We start from the raw sequence: 19,998 nt of genomic DNA, 5'->3' as shown, positions 1-19,998 counted from the left end.
GATAAACAGATCAATGAAAGCAAATGCCGGAAGCGCTATCTATCATTTGTTTGTAATCGTTTGCGGCTTTTTAATGATATATCCGATTTTGTGGATGCTGGCCAGTTCGCTTAAGCCTGGCTCGGAAATATTTACGAATGTGGCTTCCCTGATTCCGAGCCGGCTGCAGTGGGACAATTATTTAGTTGGTTGGAGAGGTGCTGGAAGAATCAGCTTCTCGACGTTTTTTCTGAATTCCACGTTTGTAACGCTGAGTGTCATGCTGGGCTGCTTGCTTTCGGCAAGTCTTGTCGGATTTGGTTTTGCCCGATTGCAGTTCAAGTTTCGTTCCATACTCTTCTCCTGCTTGCTTGTAACTATGATGCTGCCAGGACAGGTCACGTTAATTCCGCAATACATCTTGTTCCAAAAAATTGGCTGGGTGAATACCTATTATCCATTGATCGTCCCTTCCTTTATCGGCGGGACTCCATTCTTTATTTTCCTGATGGTTCAGTTTTACCGTGGAATCCCACGTGAGCTTGATGAAGCAGCCGTTATTGACGGGTGCACGACATTTGGGGTTTGGCGGAGGATTGTGCTCCCTCTGTGCATGCCGGCACTTACAACAGTAGCGATATTCTCATTCCTGTGGACGTGGGACGACTTTTTCGCACCGTTGATCTACTTAAATGATCCAAAGCTGTACACGATCGCGCTGGGCTTGAGGCTGTTTTCCGATCCGTCGACAAAAACAGAGTGGGGACCGCTGCTCGCGATGTCAACTCTGACTTTGATTCCACAATTTGTTATTTTTATGGTTTTCCAGAAATATATTGTGCAAGGTATCGCTACGACAGGATTGAAAGGGTAAGCCGGCCGCATACTGGCTCTACAATGAGGAGGGATTCATTTGAACCGGAGTAAAGAATCTTCCGTGAAATCGAACGTAATATGGATATTAGGAGACCAGCATCGTGCCCAGGCGCTTGGCTGCAACGGTGATCCGAACGTATCGACTCCCAATATCGATAATTTGGCGGCAATGGGAGTCAATTTTGTTAATGCCGTATCCGGATTTCCGTTATGCTGCCCGTTCAGGGGCTCCATGTTAACCAGCCGTTATCCGCATAACTGTGTTCCAGGACATGAATACCAATTGCCGCCTGAACAACGTACGATTGCTAACGAGTTCAATGATCACGGGTATCATACTGCCTATTTCGGTAAATGGCATTTGGATGGATATCAGGAAAAGCTAGGCAGGGCCTCACATCATATTATCCCTCCCGACCGAAGAGGTGGATTCAAGCAATGGGTTGGCTATGAAAACAATAACAGCCAGTGGGATTGCTGGGTGCACGGAGGCGAAGGAGAGAGTGCATTCCATTATCGTCTTCCGGGCTATGAAACAGATGAATTAACCAACCTATTTACTGTATACTTAGAGGACATGGGGCAAAAGCAGAAGGAAGGCAGCGGAGAGCCGTTCTTCGCAGTCCTTTCCGTGCAGCCTCCGCATAATCCCTATATATCCCCGGAGGAGACCAGAAAGCGGCATATTCCTGCCAATGTTCAATTGCGTACGAATGTCCCGGCCATTCCCAAGGTGCAGGAAAAAGCTCGGCTTGATCTATCCGGTTACTACGCGATGATCGAAAATTTGGATTGGAATGTCGGTAAAATTCGCCGAACCTTGTCTGAATGCGGCCTGGCAGACAATACCCATATTGTATTTTTTAGTGATCACGGAGATATGCACGGTTCCCATGGCCAATATTTGAAGACACTTCCCTATGAGGAATCGATTCGGGTTCCATTCATAATTAGTGGGGAAACCGCTTTCTACAATGGCCGAAAAACAGGGAAGTCGCAAGCCATGATGAATCATGTGGACATAGCTCCCACAACTTTGGGTTTATGCGGAATCGACAAGCCGGGATGGATGGAGGGAACCGATTTCTCTGGGCATCGCCTTTCTTCTCGTGATGTCGGGGAACAGCCGGACAGTGCCTTTCTGCAAAGTCCGACCGCACGCGGGAATGTGGATAAGCCATGGCGCGGTATTGTAACCAAGGATGGCTGGAAATATGTTTGCTTTGAAGGATGCTCATGGATGTTGTTCAACTTAAAGGAAGATCCCTATGAACTGGTTAATCAAGCCCATAATCCTCAAGGAGTCTATGCAAGTAAAAGAAAAGAGCTGCAGGAGCAATTAGTGGAGTGGATACATAAGACAGGGGATCGGTTTCAAGTACCTGTTAGTTGATGATTGACACTGTTCGAACTATTATGATGTAAAATTACCAGTTAAGGGAGCTGCTTCGAATATGAGAATCTTGTTGTTGGATTTAGATTCAACACGCCCGGATCATTTGGGATGTTATGGCTACCATCGCAATACATCCCCGAACATTGATAAAATTGCTGAGGAAGGAATCCGCTTCACCAATTATTACACGTCGGATGCTCCTTGTTTTCCTTCCAGAACAGCCTTGATGACAGGCAGATTCGGTATCCATAACGGCGTTGTCGGACATGGAGGAACGGCTGCTGACGTTCGCCATGAAGGTCAAGACCGTCAATTCAAAGATACATTAGCGCATGAAAGTTTACCTGCTTTGCTGCGTTCAGCGGGATTGCGTACTTCACTCATCAGTCCGTTCGGTGAACGCCATTCTGCGTGGACCTTTTATGCAGGATTTAACGAAATCCATAATACAGGTAAGAGCGGTATGGAATCGTCTGAGGAAGTAACACCAACCGTGATAGATTGGGTAAAGAACAATGCTGCGAAAGACGACTGGTTTTTGTATGTAAATTATTGGGACCCGCATACTCCTTATCGAGCACCGCTCGAATTTGGCAATCCGTTTGAAAACGACCCGCTGCCGGATTGGATTAGTGATGATGTATTAGAAAAACATATGAAGAAGGTCGGGCCGCATAGCGCAAGTGAAATCAATATGTACAACAGCAGCACTTCTCCTCAATACCCGCGGCATCCAGGAGAAATCAACGATCGGGCATCATTGCGAAGAATGATTGACGGATACGACACAGGCATTAAATTTATGGACGAAAATATAGGCAGAGTGTTTCAAGCATTGGAAGAACAGGGAGTAATGGAGGATTTAATCGTTATCATAACCGCGGATCATGGTGAAAATCAGGGTGAGCTGGGCATCTATGGGGAGCATGGAACAGCTGATCAAGGAACATGCCGTATTCCTATGATTATTCGTTGGCCTGGCAGAACGAAGAAAGCTGTGGATGAGGGACTGCATTATCATCTGGATCTAAATCCAACCCTTGCCGAATTATTAGAAAAAGAGCCGATGAAGAGCTGGGATGGAAAAAGCTATGCTAGTGTTATACAAAATGGGGAACCAAGCAGCAGAGATTATTTAGTAATCTCTCAATGTGCTCATGTATGCCAGCGAAGTATCCGGTTTGGAGACTACTTATATATCCGTACCTATCATGACGGCTATCATTTGTTTAACAAGGAAATGCTGTTTAATCTTCAGAATGATCCCCATGAACAGCAGGATCTGGCACTGGAACAACGCGATATATGCAAAGAGGCGGTTTATTTATTGAATGAATGGCATGATGATATGATGAATACTATGAAATTCGATGTGGATCCATTATGGACGGTAATGAAGGAGGGAGGACCTTACCATGCCAAAGGTTTCCTTAAAGAATATGTTAATCGGCTTGAGGCAACAGGACGCGAAGACGCTATACCTGAGTTAAAAAGACGGCATCCAGGAGAATTTGTTTAAAAGATGAGTTGGCCGGCTTTTCAAACCATGTTCTGACGCGCAAAATCATAAGCTGGAAATGTAAGAGAAGCTTGCCTCGCAGCAGCCTCTCTTTTGCTTTCATTAGGCTATAGACACCTTATTTAAGGAGGCGTCTGAACATTAACGCTAATTTTATTTTTAGGAGATCATTCGGTTTTTTGAGGTCGATCTTCAGCAGCTCTCCGATTTTCTCCATGCGGTATAATACGGTGTTGCGATGAATGTAAAGCTCCTTGGCCGTATCGTTAATTAGTCCGTTGTTAATAAAGTAAGCATCAAGAGTTCGAAGCATTTCAGCCATATAGTCCTCATCCTTTTGCAGCAAAGGATACAGAAGGCTATCGGTGTACTTCGTCATCACCTGAACAGGAATATGCCGGAGTATATAAAAAAATTCCAGATCGGGAAAGGAGATAATGGCCGAGTCCAAAGACAATTGCTCGCTTATTCGCTGAGCTTCCACGCATTGCTCATATCCATCCATGAGCGATTCCAACCGATGTTTGATGGAACTGACAAAGGATTGCTGCGGGTTGTCCATTAGGAGACCAAGCAGCTGCGCATAGCTGCCAGTAAGCTGCTCGATGTAGGTTAAGTCAGCACTGTTTTTCTCAGGTAATGAAAATAAGGACAGCAGTTTATTATGTACAAACAGATGATGCGATTCGCAGGCTGCCATTTTCTGATAATTCTTCATGCTCTCATGAATGCTTCTTAGGACAGATTTCTTCCAGGCTGGATCACCAGATCCGGAATGAACAGGTGTTAAGATACATAGATAAGCGCCTTTCCAGATGTTACCCCGAAACGTAATGGCTTGATCAATCACTTCCTCCTGTGAAATTTGCTGCTGAAGATATCGTTCAATCGCGTTCCCGAGCCGTTGATCTGCCGCCAAAGACTCGTAATTCTGAATGTCTTCCAAATGGTAGGAGAGAATGACAGCGGCCTGATGATAAACGCCCTTATCTGAACTTCCATCAGACAAGCTTGCAGACATGACCAGAAAATAACCGAGACATTTGCCGCTTTTCAATAAAGGAATGCGGTATATCATGTTATCTTGAATTCGGCTTAACTTATAATCCGGCTCCCAGGGCCAGTTTCTTAACAGTTCTTGTTCTTTGCAGCCGGTTGAGTTGTAGAGCATTTTACCCCAAGAATCAATAACAGCGAACTGACACTGGAGTATTTCGGAAAGTTCCACAAAATAATCGGAGTTATCATTGGCTTGCATAGCGAAATCAACAAGCCGCTTCTGCATATCCAGAACTTGGTTCAATTTCTTATTTCTCTCGAATTGAGTATGAAAAAGAGCAGTGATTTGTTCGGAGAAGGTAATTTCAGAGGGAAGCTCGATAAGTGGAAACTGGAGCCTGTCGGCTTCTTCTATTACGATATTCGGGATTTTCTTCCCGTAACGACCCAATTTGATTCCGAGTCCTGAAGAACCGCATGCATTCAGGTTTTGCAATAAGTGAACAAAACTTTCGGAGGATTCCTTGATTGCATATCCCGTTGTTAAGAGCAGCGCTCCTTCATTCATCGAATTGTAAATGTCGGGTGCTTCCATCAAATTTAATGCGCTGATAACCCGTGATACGCCTTGAGCTCCTGCCACAAGTTTACCTTCTGACAATGGATAAATCTGTAGTGCTTCTTGTACGGTAATATCCATGAACAGCCAACTCCTTATGCTGAAAAAGTATAATTGTCAAGTTGAAAGGGTCTTCACGTTACCTAATATAACATTTATCGTTTATAAAACAAAGAATGAGACATATTTTGGACTTTCAAACAATATGAACGTTATATATATTCACATGGGTATCTAGGGGCTGTATGATAAGGTCACTGACGATGAACAATGTCCGGTGCATGAAATTTCAAGCACGGACAGCAATAAATTTGTTCTGCTGTGTGATGGCAGCAAGGAACCATTCGTTTCACTTGTAGCATCGGGACAATTACCTCTTCAGGGTGTTGTCCTTTTTGTTATGTTTTAATTTTTTTTTGAGTAGAAAATGAGCTTGAGTGCAGGTATATTGTGGGATTTATTGAATTTTACAATAAGAACACTGCTTCAATGCTCTATATAAGTATAAATAATACGACAATAAGTGGAGGCGATACTTTGTCACATATTAGAATAAGACCAACAGCGCTAATTATAAAAGATAATTCAATCTTGCTTGTAGAATATGAAGACAATGGAATCCATTATAATCTTCCTGGTGGAGGTGCAGAGCCGGGTGAGACCGTTATTGATGGAGTAATCAGAGAGGTGTACGAAGAAACTACCGCAGAAGTTGAAGTTGGACCGTTAGCATTAGTGTATGAATTTGCTCCGCACAAACAATCAGGTGAATACCTTCCGACTGATAAACATGGAATTCATTTAATATTCGAATGTACGTTAAAGGATCATTCAAAGCCTCAAATGCCTCAGCATCCAGACCCTAATCAATCTGCAGTAAAATGGATCGCATTAGAAGAGTTGGATTCGATTTTGCTGATTCCTAATATTAAGGAACAAATCAAAACATATGTAAAACACAAAAAAAATATAGAATTAATAGAGGATTACCGTCTCGACAGATTTACCACAATGCTTTAAGAGAAAGAAATTTAGGCTATATTGAAAGGGAAAATAAAATGTCTATACGAATCAGACAGTATCAACCAAGCGATCATGAATTTGTTATGAAGCTGCACGTGGAAGGACTAATTCAATTTAGTGCAAGTATAGGGAACCCCGGTTTAGATAAAGACATGGAGCGAATCGAGGAGATTTACCTGAATAATAACGGAGAATTTATAGTTGGATTAATTAATGATCGAATAGTTAGCATGGGCGCTTATAGAAAGTATGATAGTGAAACAGCAGAAATAAAGAGAATTAGAATTGATCAGAACTATCAGAAAAGAGGAATAGGTCAGTTGATTTTAACGGCTTTAGAGAGCTCGGCAAAAGATAAAGGCTACCAAAAACTCATTCTAGATACAACCGTCAAACAGTTGCCGGCCCAAAAATTATTCGAGCGAAATGGATATATAGAAATAAATCGAAGGCTGTATAAAGAGATGGAGATTATCTACTATGAGAAGGTATTATAACCGGCTGTCGGATCGACCGACAGCCTTATTTTATAATATCAGACTTGATAAGTTTTCAGCGGAGCTGAAGAAGTCTGATATAGCAAAAAAAGCTACAACTTAGACACGAATGTCTCTTCCTCGAAAGGGCTTCGATCTGAAGATATTCGATCATAAAGACAAATTTACTCAGGTAAAGCAGGGGGCTGCGAACGATTAGAGGCCGCATTTTTTTTATATTCTTGGGGGGAGACACTGTAATATTTGGTGAACAGTTTACTGAAATGGCTTGTGCTATAAAGTCCGACTTTCCTAGTAATCTCATGTATGGATAAATCAGTCTCCAGAAGCAGTTTTCGCGCCTCCTTCATCCTCAACTCCGCTATATACTCAACAAATCGATTTCCCGTTTCTTTATGAAATAATGTGCTTAAATAATTGGGGCTGATATCGAACAGGTCAGCCACCTTGGCGACGCTTATTTCATCTGCGTAATGGGAATTGGCGTAAGTGACGATAGACCGAATGATTTGACTCCGATCCGTTTGGGAACCTATTAAACGTTTGCTATAGTCCAACAGCTCACTTTTCAAACTAGAATACCCGCCATCAGCTTCCACAGACAGCCCAATGGAACAACGTAAAAACAATCCCATGGCGGAAATGACTCGAATGTTTTCATGCAGCCGTTGATCTTCTACAAGAGGGATGAGCCGCTCGATCGCGCTGCCGAATTCAATAGGGCTTTGAAGTTCCTGATACCTTGCCAATTCGACAAGTAAAGTGCAAACAGTGAGATAATAAGGTTTATCCTGAATAACTGCTTTTAGAAACGACTGGGAATAATCAACAGAAATACCGAGTAAAGCTCTCAGGCAGGTCATCTGCAGAAGCTCCCCATATGTGGATAAGAATAACCTGAAGGGGATGGTGTTGCTCGTAATCAGGGTTAGATTGTCACCCTGCTCCTTGCGCCAGGCTGCCGTCATGTGTCGGATCTCCGACAGGCAAGATAACAGTTTCTCATTGCCGGCTTCCCAAGTCTTCTCGATGCCGAGCACAAGAATCCATTCATTATCGCGCGGCTTCACGATGGTCATGTGAAAATGTTGGCTCATGTATGGCTTGGCGCAGCTTCTGGCTCGATCTAGCCATGCTTCGGCTCTCAAACGATTCGTTTCTTTCAAACCGTCAAAACATACGGCAACCAGCTTGCAATTCATTCCTTCCAGTGGTAAACGGTTATCCTCTGCAGGCTTCGTTGCAGCAATGATTTCAGCGATCTGCAGGGTGAACAGCCGGTTTCTTTCCTCAGCTTTGCGTTCAAGAAGCTCCATAATGTTGTGGATTACCGCTTTCAGCTGGTCAAGACTGGCTGGCTTCAGCAAATATTCGTTGATCCGAAGAGCTATTGCCTTCCGGGCATAGTCAAATTCGGAGAATCCGGTCAGAATGATGAACTCCGTGTAAGGTGAGACGAGCTTGCCTTGCTCGATGGCTTCCAAACCGCCAAGCAAAGGCATTTTGATATCGACAAAAGCAACATCGGGCTGCAGTCGTTCCAACTCGCGAAGAAGCTCGTAGCCATCAGTTGCTTCGTGAATACTTTGCGCAGGAATATTCAGTTTCTCCAGGTTATGCCGGATTGACAGCCGAATCAGATGCTCATCATCCGCTATTAGGATTTTCATGGAAATTGCCCTCCGGTATCATGATAGTAATTCGCGTTCCTTCACCAATAGAGCTCTTCAGCTGAAACAGACTGTCAGGAAAGCACAGCCGCAACCGTTCAATGGTATTGGTCAGGCCAATCTTGCCGTGTTCTTCCGGAAACTCCGGGTCGAAGCCGGTGCCGTCATCCTCGATACGGATATGCACATATATGATATCATTCTCAACCAGCATATCGGCTGCAATCACCAGACTGCAAGGAGCGTTCATGGGTTCGATTCCGTGGATGATTGCATTCTCAACCAAGGGCTGGAGCAGCAGCTTGGGCACCTTGTAAGAACGCACGCTATCTTCGTACGATACGTGGACCTGTAGGCGTTGTCCGAAGCGCAGCTGCTGGAGGGAACCATATTTTTGTATAAGCTGCAGTTCTTCCTCGAGAGTAGTCATATCCGGGTGATTCAAGATATACCGCAGCAGCAGAGTAAGATCGATAATCGATGTTTCCAGCAGTTCTCGCTCACCTAGTTGGTTAAGTGCGACAAAACCGTTTAGCATGTTGAATAAAAAATGCGGCTGGATCTGCGACTGAAGCGCTTTGTACTCGGAATTGCGCTGCTTCAGCACCAGCACGTATTCCATCTCGATTTTCTGCTTCAACTCATCGATCATGGAATTGAGTGATTGCCCGATCACATCGAATTCGTCTTTCGTATGGGAATGGTAGCGGGCTGTAAAATCACCTTGCTCGACCTTGCGCATCGCCTTAATGATCTCCTTGACTGGCCCCATCACTTTACGAGATAGTACTTGATAGAACAAGAAAGCAACGACAAGACAAACGATATAGAGCAGAGCGGAGTTCAGGTAGATCCATAATGTCTTTTGCTCCAGATGCTTGTAGGAGAGAAGCACGACCAGCTCCCAGTTGTACGGGGCCACCGTTCTTCTTATCACCAGATAGGAATTGCTGCCATCGCGTATAACGGAACGATTTTCGGGCATCGGCCTGAACAACGCCGGAGATATCTCGTGATTTGAATAAACGAAATTACGTTCCTCATCTAGGAGTGCGATATAGGAAGGGACATGGAAATCGATGTCCTGAAACATTTTTTGTAAAACAACGGTATTAGCATCGGCGATAATGACGCTGATTGGTCGTTGGGATGGGATTTCCCGGATCGTGCGTGCAACAGAGAACACCGTTTCATTTTTAGTGCGAGTAAAATAGTCCTGCTTGTGTGGATTAATGAAAACAGCGTTTCCGCCTGCGAGCAGAGCTTTGCGGTACCAATCTGTTTCAGAAAACTCATAATCAGGCGCCACATCATTTAGCGGGTTGTTGGTCGAATAAAACAATGGCTTGTTGTCCGAAACGATCAGGGTACTCATAATATCCTTGCGTGTATTCCTAACAAACCTTAGCTGCGAATCCAACATATTAGTGATGCTTAGGACCTGGTATTTGCTCATGCTTTCGTAAGATTCGGAGGCCTTGACCTTGAGCGCATAAATAAAATCATCGTTATAGTAAGGAATAAGCGTAAGTTGGTCCAACTCGTTGAGGTAGCTGGACAAGCTCTTGGACAGAGAGATCAGTGTGTTGTCAATCAGAATTCCTGTATCGTTGCTGTTCTTATCGATATAAACTCGTGCGACTATATAGGTGGTTAGCAACATCGGCAGCAGTGTACTGATCATGAAAATAAGGACAAGCTTCTTATTAAGCGGCCGATACAGTTTGATCCCGAAGCCTTTCATGAGTGAATCAACCTTTCTTGTCCTGATGAGATTCTTCTTGAGACAACGTATTCGACATGCTCAAGGATCTTCCTTCCTTCAGAACGATCAACCCTGACTCTAAAAAGCAGTATCATAGAAAGCAGCACGGTTAGTGTAGTTTTGAGCTGATTTGAGACCGTTTTATTCCGTTATACTGACGATGTGACACACCAATTAACCGATGAAGGGGATAAAACGATTCATGAAAAAAATGACGAAGCTTTGTACAATCGGCCTATCGGCACTGATCATGGCAACAGGATGCTCGAACGGTGGAAACAGCAATACGTCAGTGGGAGCGAGTAACGGAGCAAACACAGGCACGCTTCCGACGAAGGAGGCAAAGGCGGTCAAGCTTACGATGATGACTAACGCAACAGGTACGACGTTTGATGCAATTCAGACGATAATAGACGGATTTACAAAGGAAAATCCAGGCATTCAGGTCGATTTCAGCACACAGGGAAAGGACTATGAGCAGCTGATGAAGGCTAAGATGGCTTCCAATGATCTGCCGGACCTGTTTGCAACGCATGGCTGGTCCGTGAATCGGTACAGCGAATATTTGCGTCCTCTCAACGATCAGCCATGGTTTGGCAACCTTACGGATACGATCAAACCGACCATTTCCGATAAAAAAGGAAATGTTTATGTGCTGCCGTTAAATATCGACCAATCCGGTATCGTGTACAACAAAAAGGTACTTAAGGATTTGAACCTGGAGATTCCGAAGACATGGGAAGAGCTGATGGCAGCCTGCAAGGTGATCAAAAACGCCAACATCACTCCGATCCACATCGGGGGCAAAGACACGACAAAACTGGCAGGCTTTTTCAATAAGCTGGCTCCAACCGTTCTTGTATCGGATAAATCACATAATTACGGAGATTCACTGAAAGACGGCACTTTTGACTGGAGCGGGTGGAATATGGTCTCGCAGCAGCTGGTAAATTTAAAGAAGGAAGGCTACTTGAACAAGGATGTCGTAACAGCCGACCCGTTAAGCGCGGCTGAGAAGATTGCCACCGGTAAAGCGGCTTTCTTGTTTGAAAACAATGCTATTGTTGCCGAAGCGATGAAGATCAATCCTGATGCACAGGTTGGGATGATGCCTGTGCCCGCCTTTTACAAAGGAGATGAACCGATCCTGAACGGCGGAGAACGGGAAGCGTTTGGCGTATGGAATAAATCGAAAAACATAGATGCAGCGCTGCTGCTCTTGAGTTATATGGCTAAAAGCGACAATATCGCTAAAGTGGCTGCAGCTACAGGGATGCCTGCCGGACTTAAGAACGTCAAATATGATTTGGGCGGCTTGACCGCAGACTTTACTAAATACGGAGGCCTGCGGACGATTCCGGTTTTCGACCGGGAATATTTGCCCAACGGCATGTGGAGCACATTAAAGATAATCGGACCTGCGCTGCTGACTGGTGATATGACAGTGGAGGAATCCTCGCGGATGATGAACGATGATTATAAAAAACTCCGTTCGCAAAAATAACGGTGGAGCACGACCGTAATTTCTTCGAGGAGAGAGCGCAATGAGACGGAAAATAGCAATAATGATTAACTCAGACAAGGGGTTATCCTTGATGTATGCGCCTGCTTTATGTTTGTTTTTGCTGTTCGTGGCCTACCCCCTTGTCTCGGGCATTCAAATTTCATTCACAAACTGGAACGGCTATTCGCAAAAGTATAGCTATATAGGTCTTGATAATTACAGTAAGCTGATGACAGATGTACGCTTTACAAAATCGCTGTTGAATACGCTTATATATGGTTTCGGAAGCGCGATTCTGCAAAACTTTTTCGGAATTTTGTATGCGCTGCTGCTCAATATGAAGTTTCGAAGTCGGATACTGGTGCGTACCATCGTCTACATGCCGGTCATCGTGGCTCAGCTGATTATGGGCTATATCTGGTATTTCCTTGTCCAGTATGATGGAGGGGCGATTAATGATATGCTCGCGGCACTTGGCTTTGAGCCAGTGGACTGGATGGCTGAAGGTTCGCGCGCTGTGTGGATCATTACTGGCATCAACGCTTTTCAGTATGTCGGCACTTCAATGATCATTTATTTGGCCGGCATTCAGAGCATTCCACAATCGCTGCAGGAGGCAGCTACCATTGATGGAGCCAACGGTCTGAGCCGGTTCCGCCATATTACACTGCCCCTTCTGATACCAGCCATAACTACGAGTTTTATGCTTAATTTGATTGGAGGTCTGGAGCTATTTGCTATTGTTATCTCGCTAACCTCAGGGGGACCGGGATTTGAATCACATTCGATGTCTTCCTTGATCAATTACTTTTATTTTGAAAATCAGAACGCTGGCTATGCAGCGGCGATTGGGCTCATTACATTTGTATTGGTCATATCGATCAGTTATGTGATGCTGAAAATTTTCAGGAAGAGAGAGGTGGAGTATTGATGAAGGGCTATGCAGGTCTTCTAAAAAATACCGTAGGGCTCATCATCATGGCTATCCATTTTGTGCCTTTTTATATCCTGATCACGATGGCCTTCAAAAAAACGAATGATTATACATCCCGGTGGACTTTACCGGATTACTTCTTTCTGGACAACTTCCGTTTGGCTCTGGGAGGCGGCAAGCTGCTGCAAGCAATGATGAATAGCATGGTTGTGACTACATGCTCGGTGCTGCTGATTGCGCTGCTCGGCGCGATGGCGGCTTATCCTCTGGCACGTGTCAAAAACCGATTCAATTTGACCATGATTAGCTTCATTTTGGCTGTCATGATGGTACCCAAGCTGACAATATTGGTTCCTTTGTACAGCTTGGTGGCGGGGCTCGGAGGCGTCAGCACGTTTTGGGGGATCATACTGCTGATTACTACCTATAAGCTGCCGGCCTGTATCTTTCTGTATTCGAATTTTATCGCTACGATTCCCAAAGCACTTGACGAAGCTGCAACTATCGATGGCTGCAGCAAATTCAGTGTATTTTACCGCATTCTGCTTCCCTCCATGATGCCGGTTACTGCAACTGTGATCATTATGAACAGCGTGTCGATCTGGAATGATTATTCATTCTCGCTATACTTTATGCAGTCACCTCTCAAACGCACTGTTACGCTGGCGATTTCATCTTTTTTCAGTCAAAACAATACGAACCTGAACGCTGCAGCGGCTGCAGCATTGCTCGCGATCATTCCCGCCACTGTATTGTATTTGTCACTGCAAAAGCATTTTGTAAAAGGAATGGTCGATGGCTCAGTGAAGTAGATGGTACAATTGTAGTAATAGCCTAAGCTATTCTAAAAGGAAGGGGATTATATTTCTATGAATCATTCGAATGGCAGTGATTATTTGGGCGGTGAAAGGTTGAACAGCACTAGTCTTGAAGAAAATTCAAGCAATACGGTTTCCCATCGAGTATTTACCAAGGCGGTCGGCCGTAAATTCCACGAGGATGGGTCTGTACGTTATTTTCCGGGCAACACGGTCATCTGTCCGATTGATCCGAATCATGCGGTATACCCGAAATTGGTCAAGCTGGCGGAAAACTTCCACAAGCTTTCCTGCTCACAGAAATTCACGATGCTGCCGCCATCAAGCTACCATATGACCATCATTCAGGGCGTTTGCGACGAGGATCGGAAACAAGAGCTTTGGTCGCACTATTTGCCGCTGGATGCACCATTGGAGGAAGTGGACCGCTTTTTTCGGGAGAAGTGGGCAAAGGTTCGTGTGCCGGAAGGTTTTAACATGAAGTTTAACTACTTGAACACTGACGGACTTGCTTTGACCGTCAATCTGCTGCCGCTGGCGGTTGATGACACCAGAAAGCTGAAAGAGTTCCGAGACGAAGTCTCGAACGAGCTAGGGCTGCGGTTTCCTGATCACGATGACTATCGCTTCCATATTTCGATTGGCTATCGAATTATGGAGTTGACGGTGGAGGAGGAGAGCGAGCTGCTATCCTTCAAGGAGCAGACCGAGCTGGAGCTTATGGAACATTTTGGAGTATATGAGTCGATGCCGCCGCAGCTCGTCTTTTTCAAAGATATGTTTAAATTTTCCAATATTCGTTAAGCTGGAGGGTTAAAGCAAGGATGGATTGATGGTTCAATCGAACCTTATTCTGCTGTGGGGAAGGATATAAAAGAAAGTGTGGACCTACGAGTTTCTATATCTGGATAGCGGGGTAGTAGCGATGTGTTCCGAAGGTACTGAACGGAACTGAAAGTTCCGTTATTTAATCATCCGCCTCCAATATAAGACGATAGCGGAAGTCGGGTTTCCGCTATTTGGAGCGAATGATGAATATTATGCACAAAAACGAGAGATAACGGAAGTAGTTCTTCCGGTATCTCTCTGTTTTTTGTGCTTTCCGAACAATAGCGGAACGAATACGTCCGCTATTGCTTCGACTGATTATTCTTTATGGAAAGAAGTAGCTGCCTGTAACGAAAGCGGAGCTGAAGAAGTTTGATATTGCAAGAAAGGCCACTTCCAGGACACGAATGTATCTTTATCGAAAAGGTTTCGATCAGAAGCTTTTCATATAACCAGTTAGCTTAATAAGCCTGGCCACGTATAGGGACTTCTCTATTTAATCCTTCGACTCGCTTCGAGCAAGTTCTTTACGCACGATTGGTGCGACCCTTGTCCCGAGCAGCTCGATGGCGCGCATAACCTCACGATGCGGCATCGTACCTACATTAACATGCAGGAAGAAACGAGTAACCCCCAAATTTTTGCGCAGCAGAATAATCTTTTCAGCAACATATTCCGGATCGCCGACATAGAGAGCGCCTCGTAAACTGCGTGCTGCATCATAAGTGGTGCGATTGTAGGGCTGCCCCCAACCCCGCTCTCGACCAATGACGTTCATTTGAGCCTGTGTTGAAGGGAAAAATAAATCAGCGGCCTGCTCGGTGGATTCTCCTACAAATCCGTGAGAATGCGTCGCAATCGGCAGTGTTTCAGGATCATGCCCAGCCCGTGCCGCAGCTTTCTTATAGAGCTCGACTAAAGGAGCGAAGCTCTCAGGCATTCCGCCGATAATGGCGAATGCTATAGGAAGGCCGAGCATTCCGGCCCGAACAGCTGATTGGGCATTCCCGCCGCTTGCGATCCAAACAGGGAGAGGGCTCTGAACGGATCGTGGATAGATGCCCAGGTTATCGATTGCCGGACGGTGACCGCCGCGCCAAGTCACTTTCTCTGAGGAGCGAACAGCAAGAAGAAGCTCCAGATTTTCTTCGAACAATTCGTCATAATCATCCAGACTATAACCGAATAGCGGGAAGGATTCAATGAACGAACCTCGGCCTGCCATAATTTCGGCGCGTCCGTTTGAGATGCCATCCAGAGTGGAGAAGGCTTGATAAACACGAACCGGATCATCAGAGGAGAGTACGGTGACGGCGCTCGTGAGCCTGATCCGCTTGGTCATGGCAGCTGCTGCTGCCAGTACAACAGCTGGCGCAGTACCTGCATAATCGGCCCGATGATGCTCTCCAATTCCATAGACATCCAGACCAACCTGATCGGCTAACACGATCTCCTCAACCGCATGACGTAGCCGTTCTGCATGGCTGATGACCTCCCCTGTCACTGGGTCTGGCGTAGTTTCCAAAAAAGTGCTGATTCCAATTTCCATATTTTTTGTTTGATTAGCCAAGTGGATTCGCCTCCTTAATACCTATACTTTACTCGTTTTTATATAGTTTCTCAACTTTAGTAAGCATGATTCGCCTTATTTCTATAAATCTATTAAATAAGCCCTCACTGTTATGAAGGATATGAATAGAGTATATCATCACACAGAAAGAGAGGTGATATATATGAACCTTATGGTCAACCGGTTCTATGGTATTGTCTACAGAACTAACACGGGTACCACTATAGTTTTTAATGCAAGAGTAATAGCGAGAGTGGGAAGTCTTACCACAACAATCAAGTTCATGAATTCAAAAGGAATTATCGTTACAAGAGTATTGAGAAATGCTAGAATTATTAGAGCTGTCCTTATCTGATTTAGAATCACATAATCCCGGGGATGAACTTGATCCTACCGGGATTTCTTTTAGTTCTCCCACTAAAACAATATCAATTTTCGAAAGACGATATTGCCAGCAAATATGTTTTCTTGATCGCTCATCAATAGTCTTTGTGTTAAAATCTTATCAGATCTTTCATATTTTATTGCTATCTTTTTAGATGGTTCAATTAGGAGTGCTATAGTTGGGGCAATATTTATTTGTATTATTTGTAGGACTGTTAGCAGGAGCTATCAGCGGTGTTATTGGAACAGGCTCATCCATAATGTTATTGCCCGTACTTGTGTTTACCTTTGGTCCCAAGCAAGCAGTACCAATTATGGCAGTAGCTGCTGTCATGGCGAATATTTCAAGAGTTATTGCCTGGTGGCGTGAGATCGATTGGAAAGCATTTGCCGTTTACTCAATAACAGGTATTCCTGCCGCAGCAATTGGTGCACAAACTTTGTGGGTATTACCCGTACATATTGTCGATATCGGACTAGGCATTTTTTTTCTGGTTATTATTCCTATAAGGCATTGGCTTGATGCAAAAAAATTACATATTCGTTTATGGCAGCTTTCTATTATTGGGGGGATCATTGGTTTTTTGACCGGCTTAGTTCTCTCTACTGGCCCCCTTAGTGTTCCGGCATTCACTTCTTACGGATTAATGAAGGGAGCCTTTCTTTCTACGGAAGCTGCCAGCTCACTTGCACTATATATAAGTAAAGTTGTAACTTTCCGTGAGCTAGGAGCTCTTCCAATAGAATTAATATTACAAGGAGTTACTGTAGGTGTATCTCTTATGCTGGGCACGTTTATAGCGAAGAGTGTTGTGCAGCGTATGAGTATTGTTTCATTCAAGTATGTGCTAGATTTTCTCTTGTTATGTTCCGGAATTTCTATGTTGTGGACGGCGTTCCATTAACTACAAATAAGCCGTGATACTCTACATTTAGTAGAATAATACGGCTTCCTTTAGTTTAATGTGTCGTCTGCTGTGAAGCAATTCACACTCTGAACGCGGCTGCCCAACTAAAGTCCTTTGCCACCAATAGGCCTTACCTTGGTTGCTTCCACTCCTGCTATTAGCGGCATGGCCAGTTGAATAGAAGCTTTTGTTTCTTCTTGAGCAAGGGACGCCTCATGTGCTTCTGAATCACTCCACACCTCTGTCACCCATATGGTATCAGGTTCGGTGTCAGAGATATTGACGATGTATAACTCGCATTCCTTAAGCGACTGTGCAGAAGCCGCACTGTCTAACAAGATGTTTGCCAGAGCGTCCCGCTGACCGGATTTAGCTATGAATTTCACGTACATTCCAAATTTGCTCATTATTGTCACCTTTTCATTGTTATTTTTGACCCTATTGTACCCCTTTGAGGCTCCAACTCAAAATCAGTGCTTAACCCTCCTCCGACTATTTGTCCTCATAAAAGCCTGCTAACATGCAGTTATTTACTGCCGAAATCGCGATTGGGAGAAAAAACCTGCGAAAGTACATCAATTTTCATGGAAAACGCACCGGTTCAGTTAAAAATGAAAAAATAAATGCACATTCGCATGAATTCAAGAATCTGCCGATATGCAAGTCAAATAACTGTATAGATGCAGGTTTTTGGAGATGAGGCAGTGGCTTCGAATCGAATCATTTGAATAAAGTTGTGTGAGTTGTCGTTGCTATTATTAAGATTTTGTTTAGTGCTGAGTTGGGCACGGCAACAGAGACGAATCGAATAACTTCATCAAACTCTGATTTCTGTTTTGAGCGACTTTTGATGATAGATATGATTATATTACTCCTCGAAAACTTCGTATTGTAAAAATGCGACAAGTCTTGTGATGCAAATAGTGAGTATGGAGGACTAGTATAAGGCTAATTATCAGTATTTCATCAGTCTTTTATTATTGAATTCAACGGAATAGTAAAGGAAGATATGAATCTAGCAACCTTTCTCTGTTTAGGCACGTCTAAAAAGGTTGACGTCATAGAGAAGGAGTGTAATATGTACAAAAAGATTACAGGATTTATGATTTTACTTCTGTTCGTAGCAGCCGGAAATGCGTATGCCTACGATGTCCCAATGGCTAAATATAAAGATATAATGGAGCAGTCTTGGGAAAAAGATTACGTATATACGTTATCGGCGCTCGGTATTATTGAAGGGTATCCAGATTCCAAATATCATTCTGAAGAAGCATTGTCGCGGGAAGCTTTTATTAAGCTGTTGGTTACTGCGGCTAAGCTGGATATTTCCCAAACTTCGGGAACGGTGCCTGCGGATGCGGTCAACCGTTGGTCGGCTCCATACATTGCAGCTGCCTCGGAGCGGCACTGGATCGAATTTATGGTGAACGAGGCAGACGAATTTAAGCCGGAGCAGCCGATTACACGTGAAGAAGTCGCAGCCGTCGTCGGTATGTATCTATTGGACAAGGATGAATCCGTTGGCCCACAGTGGATATCGGGGGATTGGTCGAAAGAACGGGATGCACGTGCGTATAGTGATATCCAGATAATTAGCAATAAGCTTGCACCCTATGTGTTCTATACAATAAACCGGACCGTCATGGAAGGTGATAACCAGGGCTTTCGGCCGAAAAGCGGATTAATACGAAGTGAAGCCGCCGCTGTGATTAATCGTCTGATTGATATTGAAACGGTTGGACAGGAACTGGAAATAACCGGATTCTACGCGATCAAATCGAGCCCCGCCATCGCGCGTATGTCTCTAGTCGACAATGTTGCGATGGGCTGGTCCCATCTCGAATACGATACAGCAGGCACAGCCAAATTGGGGACAAATACAACTACCTACCAAGTTCCAGACGGATTCGAGGAAGTGTTGAAGGCAGCCGACCAAGCGAATGTGAATAAAGACTTAATGGTTTTTTTCAACGAGAGGGAGAAGCTGGCGGCATTTTTGAAGGATGCTCTGGCGCAGAAGATGTTTATCAGCCAACTTGTAGCTAAGCTTAACGATCCGGTATTTGGATTTTCCGGTGTCTCTCTTGATTTAGAAGGGTTGATTGAGGAATCGGATGCCCCGAATTATACGCAGTTTGTGAGGGATGTAAAAGCAGCCATTGGAAGCAAGACACTATCCGTTTGCATACCGACCGATCATTATTATAAAGGCTATAATTATAAAGACCTCAGCGCAGCGGCGGACTCCCTTATTCTCATGGCTTACGATTTTACGCATGATGATTCACACCTTCCTTCTGCTCCTTTGCCCTTAGTCAGGGATGGGGTGGAGAGAGCTCTCAAGCAGGGGGTGCCGGCCAGCAAGCTGGTGCTGGGCATTTCAAAGCAGGCCAACCAGTGGATCACAACGAATAGCAAGACAACAACGGCCAAGCCTGCTATTGAGCTGGTGGAGAAACGAATTGCTGATCCGAATGCTTCCAAAACGTGGAGTATGCCGTATTTCCTGAAGCTTGTCCAATACCAGGACGGCAGTAATATAAATGAAATCTATTATGAAGATACTCAAAGTATTGCCAAAAAAATCTGGCTCGCCAAGGTCTATGGTCTCAAAGGCATTTCCCTCTGGCATATGGGGAATTTCACTGCATCTGATTGGGATATCATTGCCAAAAAATAGTACAAAGGAAAACGTCACTTTCTTGAAAA

General features: G+C 44.4%; 16 protein-coding genes. 11 read left to right on the top strand and 5 right to left on the bottom strand.

The annotated features are described in order from the left end of the window. Positions 1-13 precede the first annotated feature (13 nt). The 3 genes from NV381_RS04430 (at position 14) to NV381_RS04420 (ending at position 3,770) form a co-directional block, all read left to right on the top strand. On the top strand, positions 14-853 hold the full coding sequence (locus tag NV381_RS04430; RefSeq protein ID WP_258212060.1) for a carbohydrate ABC transporter permease: 840 nt from the start codon (positions 14-16) through the stop codon (positions 851-853). A gap of 39 nt (positions 854-892) precedes the next feature. Then, positions 893-2,248, top strand: a complete 1,356-nt coding sequence (locus NV381_RS04425) for a sulfatase (protein WP_258212059.1) — start codon at positions 893-895, stop codon at positions 2,246-2,248. A 61-nt stretch (positions 2,249-2,309) separates the two neighbouring features. Beyond that, positions 2,310-3,770 (top strand): sulfatase, encoded by a 1,461-nt coding sequence (locus NV381_RS04420; RefSeq protein WP_258212058.1) that lies wholly within the window; start codon positions 2,310-2,312, stop codon positions 3,768-3,770. A gap of 118 nt (positions 3,771-3,888) precedes the next feature. Here the strand turns inward: NV381_RS04420 and NV381_RS04415 are convergent, their stop codons facing one another. After that, positions 3,889-5,469: a PucR family transcriptional regulator gene (locus tag NV381_RS04415; protein WP_258212057.1), complete on the bottom strand. Its 1,581-nt coding sequence runs from the start codon at positions 5,467-5,469 to the stop codon at positions 3,889-3,891. Positions 5,470-5,925: 456 nt separating this feature from the next. On the opposite strand from NV381_RS04415, the gene NV381_RS04410 reads away from it, so the two are divergent. Further along, positions 5,926-6,408, top strand: a complete 483-nt coding sequence (locus NV381_RS04410) for an NUDIX domain-containing protein (protein WP_258212056.1) — start codon at positions 5,926-5,928, stop codon at positions 6,406-6,408. A 38-nt stretch (positions 6,409-6,446) separates the two neighbouring features. After that, positions 6,447-6,908, top strand: coding sequence for a GNAT family N-acetyltransferase (locus NV381_RS04405; RefSeq protein ID WP_258212055.1), 462 nt, complete (start codon positions 6,447-6,449; stop codon positions 6,906-6,908). A 164-nt stretch (positions 6,909-7,072) separates the two neighbouring features. Here the strand turns inward: NV381_RS04405 and NV381_RS04400 are convergent, their stop codons facing one another. Both NV381_RS04400 and NV381_RS04395 read right to left on the bottom strand, forming a co-directional pair. After that, complete coding sequence (locus NV381_RS04400; protein ID WP_258212054.1) at positions 7,073-8,578, bottom strand: helix-turn-helix domain-containing protein; 1,506 nt, start codon at positions 8,576-8,578, stop codon at positions 7,073-7,075. After that, positions 8,556-10,322 carry a cache domain-containing sensor histidine kinase gene (locus tag NV381_RS04395; protein WP_258212053.1) on the bottom strand — a complete coding sequence of 589 codons (1,767 nt, stop codon included), beginning with the start codon at positions 10,320-10,322 and terminating at the stop codon, positions 8,556-8,558. The genes NV381_RS04400 and NV381_RS04395 overlap by 23 nt, the downstream gene beginning before the upstream one ends. 223 nt (positions 10,323-10,545) lie before the next feature. On the opposite strand from NV381_RS04395, the gene NV381_RS04390 reads away from it, so the two are divergent. The 4 genes from NV381_RS04390 to NV381_RS04375 are packed head-to-tail and all read left to right on the top strand — an operon-like array spanning position 10,546 to position 14,403. Continuing rightward, the gene (locus NV381_RS04390) at positions 10,546-11,847 is read left to right on the top strand and encodes an ABC transporter substrate-binding protein (RefSeq protein ID WP_258212052.1); all 1,302 of its coding nucleotides are present in this window, start codon (positions 10,546-10,548) and stop codon (positions 11,845-11,847) included. A gap of 40 nt (positions 11,848-11,887) precedes the next feature. Further along, positions 11,888-12,778 carry a carbohydrate ABC transporter permease gene (locus NV381_RS04385; RefSeq protein ID WP_258212051.1) on the top strand — a complete coding sequence of 297 codons (891 nt, stop codon included), beginning with the start codon at positions 11,888-11,890 and terminating at the stop codon, positions 12,776-12,778. Further along, on the top strand, positions 12,778-13,593 hold the full coding sequence (locus NV381_RS04380; protein WP_258212050.1) for a carbohydrate ABC transporter permease: 816 nt from the start codon (positions 12,778-12,780) through the stop codon (positions 13,591-13,593). Before NV381_RS04385 ends, NV381_RS04380 begins: the two co-directional genes overlap by 1 nt. Before the next feature lie 57 nt (positions 13,594-13,650). Continuing rightward, the gene (locus NV381_RS04375; protein WP_258212049.1) at positions 13,651-14,403 is read left to right on the top strand and encodes a DUF1868 domain-containing protein; all 753 of its coding nucleotides are present in this window, start codon (positions 13,651-13,653) and stop codon (positions 14,401-14,403) included. A 520-nt stretch (positions 14,404-14,923) separates the two neighbouring features. Here the strand turns inward: NV381_RS04375 and NV381_RS04370 are convergent. Then, positions 14,924-15,976 carry an LLM class flavin-dependent oxidoreductase gene (locus NV381_RS04370; protein ID WP_258212149.1) on the bottom strand — a complete coding sequence of 351 codons (1,053 nt, stop codon included), beginning with the start codon at positions 15,974-15,976 and terminating at the stop codon, positions 14,924-14,926. A gap of 584 nt (positions 15,977-16,560) precedes the next feature. Between NV381_RS04370 and NV381_RS04365 the strand changes: the two genes are divergently transcribed. Next, on the top strand, positions 16,561-17,286 hold the full coding sequence (locus NV381_RS04365) for a sulfite exporter TauE/SafE family protein (protein ID WP_258212048.1): 726 nt from the start codon (positions 16,561-16,563) through the stop codon (positions 17,284-17,286). A 107-nt stretch (positions 17,287-17,393) separates the two neighbouring features. Here NV381_RS04365 and NV381_RS04360 read toward each other — a convergent pair whose 3' ends face one another. Continuing rightward, on the bottom strand, positions 17,394-17,696 hold the full coding sequence (locus NV381_RS04360; RefSeq protein ID WP_258212047.1) for a putative quinol monooxygenase: 303 nt from the start codon (positions 17,694-17,696) through the stop codon (positions 17,394-17,396). A 671-nt stretch (positions 17,697-18,367) separates the two neighbouring features. On the opposite strand from NV381_RS04360, the gene NV381_RS04355 reads away from it, so the two are divergent. After that, on the top strand, positions 18,368-19,969 hold the full coding sequence (locus tag NV381_RS04355) for a glycosyl hydrolase family 18 protein (RefSeq protein WP_258212046.1): 1,602 nt from the start codon (positions 18,368-18,370) through the stop codon (positions 19,967-19,969). Positions 19,970-19,998: the final 29 nt, after the last annotated feature.

The organism is Paenibacillus radicis (ex Xue et al. 2023) (assembly GCF_024722015.1).
GTDB lineage: Bacteria > Bacillota > Bacilli > Paenibacillales > NBRC-103111 > Paenibacillus_S.
The sequence above is the reverse complement of the archived record's forward strand: the minus strand, read 5'-3'. Positions and strand labels throughout refer to the sequence as shown.